Here is a 17,802-nt window from a genome sequence, read left to right as displayed (position 1 = left end):
AAAGGGCCCTCAGGCCCTTTTTTAATGCTGCAAATTACTCCGCAGGCTTTTCTTTATCTTCTTGGATTTCAAGCAGCTCAACTTCAAATACCAGCGTCGAGTTAGCAGGGATCTTACCAAGGTTACGCTCACCATAGCCAAGCTCTGAAGGAATCGTGAACTTGAATTTTGAACCTACAGGCATTAACTGTAGACCTTCAGTCCAACCAGCAATAACTTGATTTAGTGGGAAAGTAGCTGGCTGATTACGAGAGTATGAACTATCGAACTCAGAACCATCTAACAGAGTACCTTTGTAGTGTACTTTCACAATGTCAGTAGCCACAGGCTTTTTACCTTCACCCGTAGAGATCACTTCATATTGAAGGCCTGACTCAGTAACCGTTACGCCATCTTTCTTCGCGTTTTCAGCAAGGTACTTTTGACCTGCTTCTTTATTTTTCTTCGCGTCAGCTTCTGCTTTTGCAGTTTGCTTTTCACGTACAGAACTATCTAGGGCAGTTAAGACTTCACGGATCTTTTCTTCGTCAAGTTTTGCGTTGCCAGCTAGCGCATCTTTAAAGCCACGCATTAATAGCTCTTGATCAAGCTCAATACCAAGCTCTTTTTTGTCAGCAAGATCTTTTTGTAAGAAGTTACCAACTGACGCACCAATACCGTATGCTTGTTGTTGAATTTCAGTCTCAAGTTTTACTTCTTCGACCTTAGCAGTTTCCTGCGCTTTTTGGTTACAAGCAGTTAATGCAAGTACTGAGGCTGCAATTAAAGACAGCTTAATAGTTTGTTTCATTTTATTTTCTCCGACATCCGAGCAGCTAGAAACCAATGTTGCTCTCTAACCTCATTGTCTTGTTAAATAATTATTAATATAAAAAAGGTGATGTCACATTATCACTCATTGCCGTCAAAGCCAAGAAGCTCACTGATACAACTCCACCAGTGGAAATATCAGTGCGATAGACGACATTAGTTCCCTGATACGCTAATATCAGGTTTGTGGGCCAATCAATTTTACCACTAGTCTACTCGGTGAAAATCATAGAGTTAAGGGGAAATACCGAATTTATGGCCAAATTTTCTAAAATGCACATACTACTCTTAATAAGTACCGCAATCGTTGCAGTATCTGGGTGTTCACCGGACAGCTCAAAAGCAAACCTGACGGTAGAACATGCTGCGAGAGGTGCATTTGCAGCAGCTATTTCACACGACGGTCGTTACAGTTTAGTGTCATCTGTCGAACACGGCGTAGTTTTGTGGGACAACAAGGCGCACGGGCTGCAATATCAGTGGACACATTCTGATCAGCCTGACGACTTAGTCCACTCTCTTGCTATTGCACACGACAATTCGACCGCGGTAACCGCAGCCAGTAACCGTTTTGCCGTTTGGCGATTATCTGACGGTAATAATATTGGCTATTATCAGATAGATACAGGCACAATTCGAGACATTGCTGTAAGTAATAATGGTCGTTATGTACTGTATGGTCGCAGCGACAATGTCGTTGTCCATCTCGACTTAGATAGTGGAAGACGCTTAGAGTTCCTTGGTCACCAAGAAAAAATTAACAGCATTGCGCTATCCCCCAATGGCCACTTTGCGCTAACAGGTGCTAATGACTATAGCGCTTACTTTTGGGACACCAGAACGGGACAAGTGTTACATCGTTTCAATCACCCCAGCAGAGTGACCAAAGTCGCACTCGATCCGCAGGGGCGCTATGCATTTACTGCTGATAGCATGAAAAAAGCCAGCATATGGCAACTCACCTCAGGTGATCTTGTGGCACAATTGCAGTATATTGCTCGCCAGAAAATCTTTAGCGCTGTGCGTTTCAATCAACAGGGAGATCTTCTCGCTACGGGCTCACCCAATCGTCAACTCACACTGTGGAGAGTAAGTGACGGTGCTAAATTAGATACTTGGCTCGTTAAACCCCGTGAAGGAAGCCGACCAAAATCAGCCGTTGTATTTGACGTTGCATTTGCGAAAAGAGATGCACTACTTGTAACAGAAAGCTCAAGTGGCTTAATGGAACAATTCGAAAGAGTAAAAGAGTAATGACAGAATTAGAAAACCGCGTGATCGATCTAGAAGCAAAAGTTGCCTTTCAAGAAGACACCATAGAAACGCTCAACGATGAATTGAAAATACATCAGTCTCGGCTGGCTACCATGCAACATCAAATCAAATTGCTGGCTCAAAAAATTAGTGAAGGCAAAGACAATAACATGATGCCAGTTGAACAAGAACCACCACCACCGCACTACTAGCCGAGATCAATGGGGTGCGCCATGTTGCGCATCGCAGCCTCGTCTACTGAGGCTTAAACACACCAATCACTTGTTCAAATTGACGGGTGGATGCCTGCACCGCTTCTTCTGGTTGTGTCATTGAATGACCACACGCGACGCACTCAACTTTTTCTACATCATGTTCTTTATACAACATCATGACATCCATTTTATTACATGCAGGGCATGATGCCCCCGCGATAAAACGCTTTTTAGTTCTCACAATACTACCCCACCTTCTCTGTGAAAGGGTTATTTTATATTAGTTCATCGCGCTTTGATACGCTTGTCGCTGAGTAATAGATCCATGCTATCATTCAGCCAGAAGATTTAAGTCGAGCGTATTATGATCCAACTTTCTGATATTGAACTGTTACGTGGTGGTAAAACACTGCTAAAAAATGCCAGTGCAACTTTATTTCCCCAGCATAAAGTCGGCCTAGTCGGTGCCAATGGCTGTGGTAAATCCTCCCTATTTGCTTTGTTGAAATCGCAATTGCACGCAGATGCCGGTGATTTTCAGATCCCTAAAGATTGGTCTATCGCATCCGTAAAACAGGAAACACCTGCATTATCTATTTCCGCCCTTGAATATGTGTTACAAGGCCATCAGCAGTATTACGCATTACGTGAAGCCCTTCACCAAGCCGAAGCCAATGCGGATGGTGAACAGCAAGCTAAGATCCACCAACAACTTGAGCTAGTGGGTGGTTATGGCATTGAAGCCAAAGCGGGAGAGCTGCTTCATGGGCTAGGCTTTAGTAACGAGCAGCTGACGTTTGCCGTCAGTGAGTTTTCAGGTGGATGGCGCATGCGTCTTAACCTCGCACAGGCTCTGATCAGAGATGCCGACTTACTGCTGCTCGATGAACCTACCAACCACCTCGATCTTGATGCCGTTTATTGGCTGGAACGCTTTCTAAAAGCCTATCAAGGGACGTTAGTGCTGATCTCTCACGACAGAGAGTTCTTAGATGCAGTCATAGATCAGATTTGGCACATCGATCAGCAGTGCATCAATGTCTATAAAGGACATTACTCACAGTTTGAACGTCAAAAAGCAGAGCGTATGGCACAGCAGCAGGCTATGTATGACAAGCAGCAAGAAACCATTGCGCACTTAGAAAAGTTCATTACACGCTTTAAAGCAAAAGCAAGTAAAGCCAAGCAAGCCCAAAGTCGTGTAAAAGCACTCGAGCGGATGGAAAAGCTCGCGCCTGCACATGCAGACTCACCTTTTAGCTTCGAATTTGTAAATCCGGAGAATATCCCTAACCCACTGATGACGCTCGACCAAGCACAAGCGGGTTATGGCGATGTGACCATTTTACACCAAATAAAGCTCAATTTAGTACCAGGCAGCAGAATTGCATTACTGGGTAGAAATGGTGCGGGTAAGTCAACGCTTATCAAACTGCTTGCAGGTGATATAAAACCTCAAGCGGGTGAAGTATTTCAGCACCAAGGGCTAAAAGTGGGATACTTTGCACAGCACCAATTAGAATCACTAGACCTACAAGCCAGTGCTGTCACACATTTACAGCGACTTGATCCTCAAGCCACAGAACAAACCCTAAGGGATTTTCTTGGGGGATTTGCCTTTCATGGTGACAAAGCCCTTGAACCTGTTGCACCATTTTCAGGTGGAGAAAAGGCCCGCCTGGTACTGGCTATGCTGGTATATCAACAGCCTAACCTCTTATTACTGGATGAACCGACCAACCATTTAGATCTAGAGATGCGTCATGCGCTGGTGATGGCATTACAAGGGTTTGAAGGCGCGATGGTGACCGTCTCCCACGATCGCCATATGTTGAAAAATACCGCTGATGAATACTACCTTGTCGACAATGGCACTGTGTCCGCTTTTGGTTATGACCTTGATGAATATTATCAATGGCTACTCAATGCCAATAAAGAAGCAAAACAAAAGCCAGCTGTTGATGAAAAGGCACACTCAAGTGTTAACCGCAAAGAGCAAAAACGCTTAGAAGCTGAGTTCAGAAAGTCAGTACAGCCTCTAAAAAAATCCATAGACAAGTTAGAAAAATCGCTCGATAAGCTCACTAGTACACTTACAGAAGTAGAGAACCAGCTCGCCGATAATTCGCTGTACGAAGCTGAAAACAAAGCTAAACTCTCGGAACTATTGGCACAGCAAGCTAAGTTAACCCCTGAGCTAAACGACACAGAGGAGTCGTTACTCATCGCACTTGAAGAGTTAGAAGAAAAAGAACGCCAGTTCGCTGAAAGCGGTACTGTATGCTAAAGCAAGATCTTTTTTGGCACTACGCATGCCAACTCTACACTAATAAGCAGGTGGAGGAAGTGCTCCTGCACTTCCAAAATGCCCATGGCAAAAACGTCAATGTGTGCTTGCTACTAGACTATATTACTGATCTCAATCAACAGCTTTCGCAAGCTGATGTCGACGCTTTGATCCAGTGTGCGACGCAATTAGATGAGCAGCTGCTGTCACCCTATCGCATTATCCGTCATACGTTAAAAAACGAGCACAGTGCTAGCCCCAACTACTCTGCGGCACGATTAAGTCTGCTTAAAGCAGAGCTTGAACTAGAAAAGCTCCAACAGCACTATCTGATTGAGCAAGTAAACACCTGCTCAATATCATATAATATAAGCGCTAATAACCTTGCACTATACTTGCCAGAGTCCCTCGTACAACGGTTTCTCCGCGCTAAATCATGATCAAGATCAAGCGTTAACACGAGTCAATATCGGTTAATTTATAAACTTGATCTCGATCATAACGATCATACGGGTGCTCCTCTACTATTTACTCATCGACAAATTGAGGAGACACAGCCATGAACGTATTCTTTAGAGATTTCTTTACCGACCCAGTGTTGTTTTTATCTTTTGGCATACTTGGGATCGTGATCGCGCTGTGCATTTACTATGTTTACTACTTCGTCAAAAAGGTCAATGAAGCAGAAGTACCTGAGTAAACACATGTAGTTCGAAAAAATTGTTAAGCAAATTTAGTTCCCGTTTCAAGAATTAAGCACGACGCACAAAGCACCTTATCAGCCCAGCTGGTCGGGTGCTTTTTATTTTCAACCGCCTTATTTCGTACCGTTAATTATCTTTTATGCCCAGCTCTGATACACTGGCAGCGTTAAAGTGTTAGCAAGAGAACTTTTCTGATTTATGTCACAACAGCTTGATCTTACTTTTAGACCAGCTTGGTGGATGCGTAACCGTCACGCACAAACAATACTCCCAAGAGCATTTAGGCCCAGACTCAAAGCCAATGTCCATTATGAACATCTTCAAACACCCGATGATGATTTCCTTGAATTAGCGTGGGCTAAAAATGGCAATAGGCAGGCTCCTTTAGTGGTTGTCTTACATGGTTTAGAGGGCAACATTCATAGCTTTTATGCCAAAGGTATGCTGCAAGCCCTTACCAAAACTGGACTTGATGCTGTGCTGATGCACTTTCGGAACTGTTCTCGTGAGGTCAATAAGCAAGCGAGGGCTTACCATAGTGGTGAAACGCAAGATCTTGGCCACCTGATTAAAACATTACAAGCACGCTTTCCCAATCGCGCCTTGTTTGCGGTTGGGTTTTCTTTGGGTGGGAATGTGCTCGCGAAGTATTTGGGCGAGCGCGGTCAAAGCAGTGGGTTGCAAGGTGCCGCGGTTGTTTCCGCCCCTTATCACTTATCCTCTTCTTGCCAAGTGATCCGAAAGAGTTGCTTTAAGCTGTATCAAAAATACTTGTTAGATAGAATGAAAAAGTCGTTCTCACGAAAGCTTGATCAAATAAGTGGTCAAATTCCATTAAATGCAGCGCAACTCGCCGACATTAACGACCTATGGCAATTCGATGATCAAGTAACAGCGCCATTGCATGGCTTTAAAGGCGCTGAAGATTATTACGCGCAGGCCAGCTCTCAACCTTATTTAAGCCTGATTGAAACACCAACCTTACTGATCCATGCAGAAGATGATCCCATGTTATCTAAACAGGCAGTACCTGTTGCAGCACAGATCAGCAAACATGTTCAGCTGGCTGTATCACAGCGCGGGGGGCATGTCGGCTTTATCGCTGGAGCAAACCCCCTTAAACCCATATATTGGCTGGAGCAAGTCGTGCCAGCCTATATTCATTCTCTTATTAAATAGTGACATTTATGCTGATCCCATATCAACAGATTGACCCAACCACCCTAGTTACCCTTATTGAGCACTATGTCTTACGTGAAGGAACTGACTATGGTGACAGTGAAGTAACGACAGAGCAAAAAGTCGCACAAGTCAAAGCGCAACTGCAAAGCGGTGAGGCCTTAATCGTATTCTCTGAATTACACGAATCAGTCAATATTGTGAGTAAAGCTCAGTTCCAAGCGATGCAAAGCGAAGATTACCAATCTGAACCTATTTATTAATACTGAACGAGAATGCTGTTTTTGGGATTGAGCCGCGTGAATTAGTTGTTACAATCAAACTTCACAATCATAATAAAGGCGCAAAAATGAAGTTAAGCTCAGCTCTTTGTGTTCTCGCATTAGCGGTTTCATCGGTTCATGCTAAAGAATACTCCGCATCGGAACGTGCCATTCGTTTGGCTCAAGAGAACCTCCTGATCGACACGCATATTGATGTTCCCTATCGCATAAATGAGAAATGGGATGATGTATCAAAAGCAACCGAAGGGGGTGATTTTGATTACCCTCGCGCGATGAAAGGGGGCCTCAATGCGCCGTTCATGTCAATTTATATTCCTGCCAGCCTAGAATTTGAAGGTAAGGGGAAAAGCTACCAACTCGCCAATCAGCTCATTGATGGCATGGAAGCGCTAGCACAACGTGCGCCTCAAAAATTTGCTATGGCATATAGCACCAAAGACATTGAAGCGCAGTTTGATAAAGGTTTGATGTCTATCGCAATGGGCATGGAGAATGGTTCGCCAATTGAAGGCGATCTCGCAAATCTTACCCATTTTTTTGACCGAGGTGTTCGATACATTACGCTTGCTCATTCGCAGAGTAACCACATCTCTGACTCTTCATACGACGTCCGTAGAAAGTGGAAAGGCCTCAGCCCTTTTGGTAAGCAACTCGTTGTCGAAATGAATAAAATAGGCATGCTTATCGATGTTTCCCACATTTCTGATGCCGCATTTTATCAAGTAATGGAAGTGTCAAAGGTGCCTGTGATTGCCTCTCATTCATCCCTGAGAAAATATACGCCAGGGTTTGAGCGCAATATGGATGATGACATGCTCTTAGCATTAAAGAAAAATGGCGGCGTAATCCAAATCAATTTTGGCTCGAGCTTTGTTACTTCTTCATCTCGTAGTTGGTATGACAAACGCAGCACCGAAGAAAAAGAAGCAACCAGCCGCGGAGCTAATAAAACTGATTTCCGCGCAGCCTATATCGCTCGGAACCCATTTCCATTTGCCACATTAGAGCAAGTATTAGATCACATAGATCATGTCGTGAAGTTAATTGGGATTGAGCATGTTGGTATTGGCTCAGACTATGATGGCGTGGGTGATTCATTGCCCATAGGGTTAAAAGATGTTTCTACTTACCCCAACTTAGTTCAAGGCCTGCTAGACAGAGGGTATAGTGAAAAGGACATTAAGCTTATCCTTGGTGGCAATACACTTAGAGTGTGGAAGCAAGCTGAAGCATACGCCGCAAAATTCTAATGTCTAATTGGGTAAGTGAAGGCTTGCCCTTATTTTTGTACTCGTTCAGTCAATCGCGACTGCTAAGCACTTAAGTTTAAAGTGTCAGTGTCGACAACTGAATAGAAACCAAAGCAAAGACGAAAACACAGCATTTGAAAATTAAGTATGCGAATAAAAAAGACAAGAGATAAACACTAAAATAAAAAATTGAAGAAAAGTTAGACTGATACAGAAATTGGTTGCGGGAGCCGGATTTGAACCGACGACCTTCGGGTTATGAGCCCGACGAGCTACCAGGCTGCTCCATCCCGCGCCTGTATGCATCTAATGATGCCTCTTTAAAAAAGTGCTTTTTAAGCTCTTCCGTAAAGAGGTCGCTATAATATCTAAATTTATTTTTATTGCAAGGATTTGACGAAAATTAATTTTTTAAGCGTTCAAAAAACACACAAACAATCAAATTTAACCGTGAAAGCAGCATTTTCCGTTATTTAATCCACCATTGGGGATGCTTTTTATACGTTCTAGTTCTCTAAAAAGCACCATTCGCCAATGACTAGTTTACCTTTGATGAGGACTAATCAGCTTTTGAAATTGCCAATCAGGATGACCCATTACGATGAAATCCGGATTTTCAGTGGTTTCTCGTTGGTTATAGGTCAATGGGTTGAACTCAGCATCAGTGATACACCCGCCAGCTTCTTCAACGATAATCTGTGACGCGCCTGTATCCCACTCTCCAGTTGGACCAACTCGCAAAAAGCAATCGGCCTTACCCTCTGCAATAATACACGCTTTTAGCGAACATGAGCCAAGTGCAATGGTATCAAACTGGCTATTTAAATACTGGCTCACCGCTTCAATTTTCTGTCTGCGGCTCACAGCCAGCGTTAACGTATCGGGCGGAGAAACAAAAATCTGTTCATCATGGCCTTGTTCACGCTTAAACGCACCGCCTTCTTTCGTTGCAAAGTAGGTGATGCCCTTTGCGGGCCAGTGAATAACTCCAAGCACGGGTTGATGGTTTTCGATTAGTGCAATATTCACTGCAAAATCACCACTTTCTAGGATAAATTCACCGGTGCCATCCATTGGATCTAACAACCAATAACGCTGCCAACTCTGGCGTTGCTCTAGTGGGGGAATGGGGGTTTCTTCTGACATGATGGGGATGTCAGGTGCCAGCGCCGAAAGGCCTGTCAATAACACCTCATTGGCAGCAAGGTCCGCTGCTGTAACAGGTGTGTGATCGGATTTTTCTTGCTGGCCGATATCCTCTTTCTGGTAAATCGCCATAATCGCTTTACCAGCCAGTTGTGCTAATTCAATACAAGGCTCTAAGTAGGTTTGCAACTTAAACCTCCTTTAGTAAAAACTGCTGTAACAACAATAGTGCAGCCACACTACGCGCTTCGGTAAAGTCAGGTTGCTCAAGTAAAGTCTGCCAGTCTGATAAAGGCCACTTCACCACCACCAAAGGTTCAGGTTCGTCCCCTTCTAAACGCTCAGGATACAAATCTTTAGCAACCAAAATATGCATGTGTGCTTTGAAATAGCTTGGCGCCAAAGAAACTGTTTTTAAATCAGCGAAAAAATTTGCACCAAAGCCGACTTCTTCTTTTAGCTCTCGGTTGCCCGCTTCAACAGGCGTTTCTCCGGGGTCTATCAACCCCTTTGGAAAACCTAACTGGTAATCGTGTGTACCTGCACAATACTCTCTAACTAATAGTAGTTCATTTTCAGCAGTAATTGGCACAATCATCACAGCACCACGCTTACCGCCTTTAACTCGCTCATACAGCCTTTGTTCTCCATTTGAGAATTGCAAAGAAAGGGCTTCAACGGTAAACAGCTTACTTTTCGCAACAACTTCAGACGATAAAATTTCCGGCGGACATGGATGCTTTTTCTGTGACATAAACTTTTATTTGCTATGATGTTGATAACCTAATCATAAAGCCTTTGCAGTTAAAAGCCTATGCTAAATTGGTCAAATATCGACACAGTCCTACTTGATATGGACGGCACTTTGCTAGATCTTCACTTTGATAACCATTTTTGGTTAGAAATTATTCCCAAAGCACACGCGGTTAAACAAGGCATTAGCCTTGAACAGGCCCGAGCAGACATTCTCGCGAGATATGATGCCGTTATGGGGCAAATTGAATGGTACTGCCTAGACTATTGGCAGGCGCAGTTGCAGCTCCCCATTATGGAACTAAAAAGAGAGATCCAAGATCTCATTTCTGTACGTGAAGACGTGCCAGAATTTTTGCAAGCCTTAAAGTCGGCAGGTAAGGAGCTTATTTTGCTCACCAATGCGCACCCAGATAGCCTCAGCCTCAAAATTGAACGAACACAACTCAGTGGCACCCAATTTGATGGTTATTTAGATAGAGTGATCTCGACGCATCAATACGGTGTGAGTAAAGAAAGCCAAAGTCTCTGGCGACAAGTACAAGCAGACCTACAATTTGATAAAGCTCGAACACTGTTTGTTGACGACAGTCTGAGCGTGCTTGCAGCCGCAAAACAATATGGTATTGGCCACTTACTGGCGATTGAAAATCCAGATAGTCAGCAAGCCCCGAGGGAGATCACTGACTACCTAGCAATTAGCGATTATCGAACGCTACTGCCAATAAACTAAGCAGGATAACGTGCTTTTAATCCGGTATATACCTGCTTTGCAAAGTCTGGGTGCTCTGTATCTAGGCTTTTCACAATTTCCACTAAGTGTTCATTGTCTTCTTTTTCGTCCCACACTTTAATGTAAGTCCCTTCTTTATAGCCATGATCTTGGCGGAAGAAGTTCAGTGTATTTTTACCGACATAGCCACGGTACAGATCATCAAGCGACATACCAATTTGCTGCATGCACCCAGCAAAAGCAGCCGCATTAAATGCCTTATCTGCCACCGCACTTGCTGCCAAATGCTCTAATGTTTGTTTAAAATCTTCTGCTTGCTTGGGTGAAGCAAGTTCAGTCTCTAACTGCTTTGCCAATTCTTCAAATGAGGTTTCGCCGTCTATTCTCAACGACAGTCCGAAATGAAAAATATCTACAAGCTCCAAGATCACTTGTTCAGTATCCGGAGTCTGTTTCTTCCACCATTTCCAGCCATAATGATCAAGCATCTCTGCGCATTCAACCCATATCGCTCGATACCATTCAAAGCCTTGACTAAACCATTGCTCATGCACTTTGGTATTCATCGCATTTTGCATTTCCAGCATCACTACTAGCTTGGTGATATTTGCAGACATATTTGCTCTCTTTGAGGTGATAAATAAAAAAGGATACGCGTAATATCATACCCGAGCGAAAGCATTTCGTCACTTTGCCTGTCTAATAACATTCACTAATGCTTAATACAGAGGAACCCATGCCGATTTTACTGATTATTTGCCTGATTTTGATTACACCACTCGCTTCTGCGGCGACTGTCACCAACATCAGCAACTCGCCTGAATCTGTGTCACCTTTATTACCTGGTCTTCAAGCTCCAGCGCTTACGTTAAAAAATAGCCAAGGCAAGGCCGTTAATTTAGAGACACTGTATAAAAATAAAACGTCGATTGTTGTTGTTTATCGTGGTGGGTGGTGCCCATACTGCACACGCCAGCTAAAAGGCATCCAAGCAATTGAGTCACAGATTGCCTCATTAGGCGCTCAGATAATTGCGGTTTCACCCGATTCACCTGACGCACTTGCGAAAAGCACCATTGAGTCGCCAAACTATTTACTGCTGTCGGATAACGAAATGGCTTATGCACAAGCTTTAGGGTTAGCCTACTTCCTAGATAACAAAACAGCCTCTGCATATCGCAATAAGCTTGGTGTGAACTTTGTCGACCTTGACGGTAATGACCGTGTCGCGCTGCCAGTACCGGCCGTGTTTGTCATCGACAAAAAAGGTCTAGTCCAGTTTCAATATGCGAACCCAAACTACAAAGTTAGGTTAGATGAAAAAGTATTACTGGCAGCCGTCACAGCCGCCAGTAAACTTTAAATAAATAGCGCCGTTAAAGTGTGTTTCTAGCACTTTAACGGTTTTCTAAGCGGTTATAATCGAATAAACCGAACTCCACGCCTCGGTAACGCTTTGCCACGTCGTGCATTAAATCGCTGTATTGCCAAAACTGCGGATGTGTTCTTCGGATACCAAATTGCGCTTTCAATTTTCGGTAGCTCGCTTCATCCACAACCTGCGCAAAACCAGCCACAAATGCCTCAACATGCGCTTGATTAGGCAAATACCAAATGGCCTCTGGGTAGTCGCCCACAAACCCTGGAAGCACCGTGACATAATCCTCTTCATATGCACGCTGTCCTGATTCATTCAGCAGACTAGAAATATTGAAATGCGCATTGTGACGCAGCACCGTATAAGCCTGATGCGAACCTTGCTCATTGCGAACAAGCACAAACGTCACTTGTGGCAGCGTTTTAACCGCTGCAATTGGCAGTTGGTTCAACTGCTTTAAGTCATCTGGCACCGCATGATAATCATACTCTTGATGCATGACCTTGCTCAGTCGTTCGCGCATTTTGTGATAAAGCTCTGTTTGTGGATCATCAGAGTGATAGGCAATGTGGCTCTCTGCACCGAGTAAACTCTTGCGATTGATAAACTCACTTAAGCTTAAATGTGACTGCCTGTACCAGTACTGCTTTATCTCTTGACGGTGACTTTTCGGTAAAAGATTCAGATAATTTTGCTCACCTTCTAAACGCAAAAAATCCATGTATAAGCGAGTGATTAGCTGATGACCAATGTTGCCATAGACATCAAACCCCGCCACAAGTAAGTAGTGGATCCGTTCAAACAGCGCATAATCCAGTACCCATGCTGTCTTCGGTTGCTGACCTACAAATCCCTTAACCACAGTTGCACTATTGAAATGGCGGAATATAGTCAAAGCTGCATTTGGATTGTGACCGTCACCTTGCCAAATAAGATCGAGGTCTAATTTACCACCCTCGTTAAAAATGTGATTGGATAGCTCTGTTTTTGCCTTGAGATAATCACTCTGGCGTTTTGCATACTTCGCCCAACTCGACAGAGGAAGCACATTGCTCTGTTCAGCCGCAGGCAGTAATAAATCATCATCATGCTCCACCAGTAGTGCTTCAACCGCTGGATTGGCATTTTTATCAGGATCCACAAAGGCGACCCAAAAATGGTCGTTAATCACATTAAGCGCAATTTGCCCGCGACATACCGGACCTTTAATAAAGCCTTTTACAATTAATTCGGCTTCATCCAACATAAATTGATAACGCGACTTAACGGGGATCGCAGCAAACGTTTTAAAAGGGTTTGCGGCCAATTTTGGGGCATACCCTGGAAGCGCTTTCACTTCATAATCGCGGTTATAAAACTGAGCATATAAACGACTCATTTTGCCATCATCCAGTGCCAGTGGCAGATGTGTTTTTGACAAAATGGTGCTGCGCTCGTGCATCAAGCGATAGTAAACCCGCGACACTTTTGGGTCATCAAATGGCCGAACCGTCGCTATTAATTCAATCGGTGTACCAGGCGGGGTTTTTGAGCGAACGAGTTTAAAAAAGGTTTTCTGATCATACTGCGCAAAATAAATGTTTGCCAAATACCAGTGCTCGTAAATATAACGTGCAGCCAATTGGTGTTTATTGCCAGACTGGTTTAAAAACTGCTCCCATTTATCGACCTGATTTTGCACTTCCTTTGAGGGCGGGGAAATTTCACCCATTTGCGCGCCTTGTTCCAACCAGTTTTGTAATTGTGCAAACTCGTGGTTTGTGAGCGCAGGAAGGCCATAAGGCATACCACCATGGGGGTTAGCATTTGCATAGTCGTCATACTCTTCAATTGATGGACAGCTTTGCGATCTATCCAAAGAGAAGTCAAACTCGCTTCCTAGAATTGCTTGTTCAGGAAAACTATTGCGCTGCTTCAATAAAAGGCTTTGGTACATTACCCCACCGTGCAAATTGGCGTATTCGGTTTGCACGCGCTCATTCAGTACAGGGGAGAAGCCTTTGTCACGCCATTGTTCAGTGGTTGTAGCATCAAACAACAACCTCGTTGGAGATTCGGCTAAAAGACGTGTGCCATCGTACACTAAGGCCTTGCTTAACCCTCTATCAATGCCCTGTGGTGAACTCAGCTTAAGCTGGCACGGTGCATCATAACAACCATGGCATACAACACAGCGGTTATCTAAAACAGGTTTTACTTGTTGTAAATACTTAGCCCCACCTTGAGGGTAAGAAACCATTCGCTCTCGCGGCTGTTCGGGACCAAATAAATCATCGTAATGACTGACGCCTAGTACCGCGCACCCACTCAATAAAATGAATGCGCTCGCTAGCCAGATAAAACGCTTCTGCGCCATTGCTCGACTCCGAATTTAGTTTGCAGATTGCTCGTGACTGTTTTCTTCTTCGTCGTCATCGAGGCCTAAATCAAACGTCGGCATCATATCCACTGGCGGTGAAACAAATAGGGCTTCGGCACCACTGGGGCTAAGCACAGCACTTAATACAGGGCCGTGATTTAAAAGTAACTGCGCATGATGACCACTGGCCAACAAATCAGTATAACTGGCTTCAATGTCTTTTAGCTCATAGCGCTCTAATGGAATGCTAATACTCTGTTCTGGAGCCGGATTTTGACATAGGTTAGCGAGCAGCTCTGCCGTTAGATTAACAGATAATTGCATATCTGGGCGTTCGATATCGCGGCTTTCTAAATCATCACTCAATAAAAATAAAGGTAGGATTAATGGGGTATTTTCTTGTAGTTCCATGCTTTAACTCTAGAATCATTTTTTGCAAGTGTAGCATAGTTCTATGAACCAAAACCGAACAATCCCGTTCGTAAAGGGCTGGGTTGTACAGCCCTTTACGCGTAGCTTTACTACCAAGGTAGTTCATCGCCGTTTGAATGCCAAAAAGTACCTGTATTTGATAAGTCCAACTCATCAATGCGTTTGATCAAACGCTCAGCGGCCACATCAGGCCCAATATCCCCAGCATAATTCACCATCTCAGTTTGTACAAAACCTGGGTGTAGCAGTGCTACAGCAACACCTCTAGGCTTAAATTCATGAGCAAGGCTCACACCCGCGGCGTTCAGCGCCGCTTTAGACATTCTATAGCCAATGTATGCACCTGAACCATTATCAGCAATAGAACCCATTCGGCTCGTGACCATCGCAACTTTTGCCCCAGCAATTAACGAAGACTGCAAAGCATGGGTAATGCGCACAGGTGCAACCGCATTGACAGCGAATTGAGTTTCTATACGGTCAAAATTCATATCAGCAAGGCTTTCGTTACTAAAGATCCCCGCATTATTGATGAGGATATCGATTTCAACACCTTGCAACTGTTGCGCTAACTTTGTGACACCAGCTTCACAACTTACATCAATGTCATCAATGATGCTCAAACAAAGTGCTTCTAACGCTTCCGAGCGCTTTCTTACAACAGCCGTCACCTGATAGCCAAGCTGCAAATACTGACGGCAAAACTCAAGGCCAATACCACGATTCGCACCAGTAATAACAACGTGCTTTTTCATTCTTTATCCTCGATATACATATTAATTTAAGCATTTAGGATTGGGGCATGCTTCGACAGATTCAAGATCCGATAGCAGTATAAGATACAAGAATTCAGGAGTTCTGCTAGGCTTAGTGCATAGCCCTAATATGGACAAAGTAATGTGAAGTGCTTGATTGCATTGGTGGCAATACTATGCAACACACAATCGTTTGCCACGGAGTACAATATTAACGTCAGTGAAAGCATGTCTTTTCATTTAGGAAAACAGCATGTTGAGCGCATTTTTACAGCCATATACCACCCTTTGAATATATCGCCTCAATTTCATTATCTACCCACACAGCGAGGCCTCCAATGGGTAAACGAGGGGCACTTTGATGCCGAAGCTGGTCGCGTTGAAAGTGCAATGTATGACTTTGATGCGCTTATTCCAATACCGACACCGCTCGCAACTGTTCGCTTGGCTGTTTTTTGCTTAGAACCTCAATTTTGTGAACTTAACCCCAATGAAGATACTGTCATTATCGAAGGCAGTTTGCTGTCCATTCAATACTGCCAACGCCATAAACTTGATTGTCACGCAGTTCAAAATACTATCTCAGCTTTTCAAGCATTGGCCAAAAATCATAGCCAACAACTTTTGGCAACTGATCACTTTAGCATCGGATCGTTATGTGACTCTGGGCTACACAGAATTTACATGCAAATTCTCCCTGGGCAGGGCGTCAAGATACACCACTATATTCATAAAAAACACTTAACACTGCGCAGTAAACTCGATGACAGCATTAGGGAAAAGCTCGCCAGTGGCGAGCTTACCGCCTTTATTAATAGCTTAAGTAACGAATTCGCCAACTGTCATGGCGAAATAGTTCAATTAACTACAAACAATATGCTTAAGGAGTAATGACATCCATAGTTGGTGCCATCACTGAAAATACAGCCCCTTGTGGGTCGGTAATAACTGCGAAACGCCCGACTTCTGGAATATCAGTCGGTGGGACACACACTTGGCCACCCAACTCCGCCGCTTGCTTGGCTATTCCAGCACAATCTATAACAGCAAAGTACAACATCCAATGCGGCGGTATCCCTTGCCACTCATCGGTCATTTCCAACATCCCAGCGACTGGCTTGCCATCACTGCTAAAGATCACATAATCCATATTCTCCATTGCTTGATGTGTTGCCTGCCAACCTAATAACTTACAATAAAACGCTTCACTCTTAGCACTATCTTGGCTTGCTAACTCGTACCAATATGGCGTTCCTGCTTCTAATTCTCTTTTTGTGCCAACATGGCCTCCGGCTTGCCAAAGCGCAAAATTGGCACCTCCTGGTTCATGCAACAGCACCATTCGGCCTGCTTCCGGCACATCATGTGGCCCCGCTATGATTTCAGCACCTAAACTCTTTGCCCGCTCAGCCAGCTCATCTACATTATCCACGGCAATATATCCCAACCAATGACTGGGTACCTGTGCTTCTTTCTGTTCTGGCATCATTTGGTACATGGCAGCGACGTCATCACCTTCTTTTTGTAGCATTGTATAGAAACAATCCTCACCAATCGGTTGATCAATACTTTGCCAGTTAAATAGCTGAGTATAAAACGATTTACCTGCTCCCCAATCAGAGCTACAAAGCTCTGACCAACAAAACTCCCCTATTTGTTTTCTTTCAATACGTGCCATGATTATTATTCCTAATAGACGAACCCACTTACAGTTAAGCAGATATTAGCTTATTCGCAATCTCGAATGACTCAGGTAGGCACATAGGGTGACGAATGACCGGCACAAAGTTTCGCAGTATGAGGAAGTGAGCGCATGGATGCGCGATGGGACCCAGCTTCAGGGGTGAATTAAGTGCAAAAAGTTAGCGACGGCGAACGTAGTGAGTGCGCTCTTTTTGCGCAAGGTGAAATAAGAAATTTTAACAAGCGGTGAGGGAGTCATGACCCAACACGTTTCAATTATGAATGACTTTAATTGATACTTAGAGTCCATATCAATGCCAGTGAAAGTTACTTGCTTCACCTTGCGCTAAAGTCGCGCTAAAGCACGATTTAGCACTACAAACGCAGCGAGCACGCTTCTTTTGCGCAAGGTGAAATGAGCCGGTTTAGCTGTTGCTAAGGGACTTAAACGCAAAAAAGCCCGACTCTTTCGAATCGGGCTTTCTTTTATTTGGTGCTTGGCGATGTCCTACTTTCACATGGGAAACCCCACACTATCATCGGCGCTATTTCGTTTCACTACTGAGTTCGGCATGGGATC

Annotated in this window: 20 protein-coding genes, 1 tRNA gene and 1 rRNA gene; 11 read left to right on the top strand and 11 right to left on the bottom strand. The window is 44.1% G+C overall.

Annotation, left to right across the window (positions count from 1 at the left end; all coding sequences use genetic code 11):
• Positions 1 to 34 precede the first annotated feature (34 nt).
• Positions 35 to 790 (bottom strand): FKBP-type peptidyl-prolyl cis-trans isomerase, encoded by a 756-nt coding sequence (gene fkpA / locus A7985_RS23785; protein WP_065792906.1) that lies wholly within the window; start codon positions 788 to 790, stop codon positions 35 to 37.
• A 275-nt stretch (positions 791 to 1,065) separates the two neighbouring features.
• Between fkpA and A7985_RS23780 the strand changes: the two genes are divergently transcribed.
• Positions 1,066 to 2,064 (top strand): WD40 repeat domain-containing protein, encoded by a 999-nt coding sequence (locus A7985_RS23780; protein ID WP_065792905.1) that lies wholly within the window; start codon positions 1,066 to 1,068, stop codon positions 2,062 to 2,064.
• Positions 2,064 to 2,276 (top strand): SlyX family protein, encoded by a 213-nt coding sequence (locus A7985_RS23775; RefSeq protein WP_065792904.1) that lies wholly within the window; start codon positions 2,064 to 2,066, stop codon positions 2,274 to 2,276. The genes A7985_RS23780 and A7985_RS23775 overlap by 1 nt, the downstream gene beginning before the upstream one ends.
• A gap of 43 nt (positions 2,277 to 2,319) precedes the next feature.
• On the opposite strand, the gene A7985_RS23770 is transcribed toward A7985_RS23775, so the two are convergent.
• Positions 2,320 to 2,520 carry a YheV family putative zinc ribbon protein gene (locus A7985_RS23770; protein WP_023401300.1) on the bottom strand — a complete coding sequence of 67 codons (201 nt, stop codon included), beginning with the start codon at positions 2,518 to 2,520 and terminating at the stop codon, positions 2,320 to 2,322.
• A gap of 123 nt (positions 2,521 to 2,643) precedes the next feature.
• Here A7985_RS23770 and A7985_RS23765 point away from each other — a divergent pair, with 123 nt between their 5' ends.
• The 6 genes from A7985_RS23765 (at position 2,644) to A7985_RS23745 (ending at position 7,983) form a co-directional block, all read left to right on the top strand.
• Positions 2,644 to 4,566, top strand: a complete 1,923-nt coding sequence (locus A7985_RS23765; protein WP_065792903.1) for an ATP-binding cassette domain-containing protein — start codon at positions 2,644 to 2,646, stop codon at positions 4,564 to 4,566.
• A complete protein-coding gene (locus tag A7985_RS23760; protein ID WP_065792902.1) occupies positions 4,560 to 5,006 on the top strand; it encodes a TIGR02444 family protein in 447 nt (148 codons plus the stop codon). Before A7985_RS23765 ends, A7985_RS23760 begins: the two co-directional genes overlap by 7 nt.
• Positions 5,007 to 5,125: 119 nt before the next feature.
• Positions 5,126 to 5,266: a hypothetical protein gene (locus A7985_RS26660; RefSeq protein WP_176716800.1), complete on the top strand. Its 141-nt coding sequence runs from the start codon at positions 5,126 to 5,128 to the stop codon at positions 5,264 to 5,266.
• A gap of 202 nt (positions 5,267 to 5,468) precedes the next feature.
• Complete coding sequence (locus A7985_RS23755; protein WP_065792901.1) at positions 5,469 to 6,449, top strand: hydrolase; 981 nt, start codon at positions 5,469 to 5,471, stop codon at positions 6,447 to 6,449.
• A gap of 8 nt (positions 6,450 to 6,457) precedes the next feature.
• Positions 6,458 to 6,712 carry a YheU family protein gene (locus A7985_RS23750; protein WP_065792900.1) on the top strand — a complete coding sequence of 85 codons (255 nt, stop codon included), beginning with the start codon at positions 6,458 to 6,460 and terminating at the stop codon, positions 6,710 to 6,712.
• Between the two features lie 86 nt (positions 6,713 to 6,798).
• Positions 6,799 to 7,983: a dipeptidase gene (locus A7985_RS23745; RefSeq protein WP_065792899.1), complete on the top strand. Its 1,185-nt coding sequence runs from the start codon at positions 6,799 to 6,801 to the stop codon at positions 7,981 to 7,983.
• A 218-nt stretch (positions 7,984 to 8,201) separates the two neighbouring features.
• Here A7985_RS23745 and A7985_RS23740 read toward each other — a convergent pair.
• From A7985_RS23740 to nudE, 3 genes are all read right to left on the bottom strand, one after another.
• Positions 8,202 to 8,278, bottom strand: a tRNA-Met gene (locus A7985_RS23740).
• Positions 8,279 to 8,526: 248 nt separating this feature from the next.
• On the bottom strand, positions 8,527 to 9,318 hold the full coding sequence (gene cysQ / locus A7985_RS23735) for a 3'(2'),5'-bisphosphate nucleotidase CysQ (RefSeq protein WP_065792898.1): 792 nt from the start codon (positions 9,316 to 9,318) through the stop codon (positions 8,527 to 8,529).
• A gap of 1 nt (position 9,319) precedes the next feature.
• Positions 9,320 to 9,883: an ADP compounds hydrolase NudE gene (nudE, locus tag A7985_RS23730; RefSeq protein ID WP_065792897.1), complete on the bottom strand. Its 564-nt coding sequence runs from the start codon at positions 9,881 to 9,883 to the stop codon at positions 9,320 to 9,322.
• Between the two features lie 60 nt (positions 9,884 to 9,943).
• Here nudE and yrfG point away from each other — a divergent pair, with 60 nt between their 5' ends.
• The gene (gene yrfG, locus A7985_RS23725) at positions 9,944 to 10,615 is read left to right on the top strand and encodes a GMP/IMP nucleotidase (RefSeq protein ID WP_065792896.1); all 672 of its coding nucleotides are present in this window, start codon (positions 9,944 to 9,946) and stop codon (positions 10,613 to 10,615) included.
• Here yrfG and A7985_RS23720 read toward each other — a convergent pair.
• Positions 10,612 to 11,232 (bottom strand): dUTP diphosphatase, encoded by a 621-nt coding sequence (locus tag A7985_RS23720; RefSeq protein ID WP_065792895.1) that lies wholly within the window; start codon positions 11,230 to 11,232, stop codon positions 10,612 to 10,614. The two genes, yrfG and A7985_RS23720, sit on opposite strands and share 4 nt — an antisense overlap.
• A 119-nt stretch (positions 11,233 to 11,351) precedes the next feature.
• On the opposite strand from A7985_RS23720, the gene A7985_RS23715 reads away from it, so the two are divergent.
• A complete protein-coding gene (locus A7985_RS23715; protein ID WP_065792894.1) occupies positions 11,352 to 11,978 on the top strand; it encodes a peroxiredoxin-like family protein in 627 nt (208 codons plus the stop codon).
• 34 nt (positions 11,979 to 12,012) lie between these two features.
• Here A7985_RS23715 and A7985_RS23710 read toward each other — a convergent pair whose 3' ends face one another.
• The 3 genes from A7985_RS23710 to A7985_RS23700 all read right to left on the bottom strand — a co-directional run bounded on the left by A7985_RS23710 (position 12,013) and on the right by A7985_RS23700 (position 15,539).
• Positions 12,013 to 14,349 (bottom strand): fatty acid cis/trans isomerase, encoded by a 2,337-nt coding sequence (locus A7985_RS23710; protein WP_065792893.1) that lies wholly within the window; start codon positions 14,347 to 14,349, stop codon positions 12,013 to 12,015.
• Positions 14,350 to 14,364: 15 nt separating this feature from the next.
• Positions 14,365 to 14,763, bottom strand: a complete 399-nt coding sequence (locus A7985_RS23705) for a hypothetical protein (RefSeq protein WP_065792892.1) — start codon at positions 14,761 to 14,763, stop codon at positions 14,365 to 14,367.
• A gap of 110 nt (positions 14,764 to 14,873) precedes the next feature.
• Positions 14,874 to 15,539 carry an SDR family oxidoreductase gene (locus tag A7985_RS23700; RefSeq protein ID WP_065792891.1) on the bottom strand — a complete coding sequence of 222 codons (666 nt, stop codon included), beginning with the start codon at positions 15,537 to 15,539 and terminating at the stop codon, positions 14,874 to 14,876.
• Positions 15,540 to 15,683: 144 nt separating this feature from the next.
• On the opposite strand from A7985_RS23700, the gene A7985_RS23695 reads away from it, so the two are divergent.
• Positions 15,684 to 16,430, top strand: coding sequence for a hypothetical protein (locus tag A7985_RS23695; RefSeq protein WP_065792890.1), 747 nt, complete (start codon positions 15,684 to 15,686; stop codon positions 16,428 to 16,430).
• On the opposite strand, the gene A7985_RS23690 is transcribed toward A7985_RS23695, so the two are convergent.
• Both A7985_RS23690 and rrf read right to left on the bottom strand, forming a co-directional pair.
• Complete coding sequence (locus A7985_RS23690; RefSeq protein ID WP_065792889.1) at positions 16,420 to 17,217, bottom strand: VOC family protein; 798 nt, start codon at positions 17,215 to 17,217, stop codon at positions 16,420 to 16,422. The genes A7985_RS23695 and A7985_RS23690 overlap by 11 nt on opposite strands.
• 500 nt (positions 17,218 to 17,717) lie before the next feature.
• Positions 17,718 to 17,802 (bottom strand): 5S ribosomal RNA (gene rrf, locus A7985_RS27235); the annotation flags it as partial.

The organism is Pseudoalteromonas luteoviolacea, from assembly GCF_001696455.1.
GTDB classification, from domain to species: domain Bacteria; phylum Pseudomonadota; class Gammaproteobacteria; order Enterobacterales; family Alteromonadaceae; genus Pseudoalteromonas; species Pseudoalteromonas luteoviolacea_C.
This window is presented reverse-complemented; position numbering and strand designations above follow the sequence as displayed.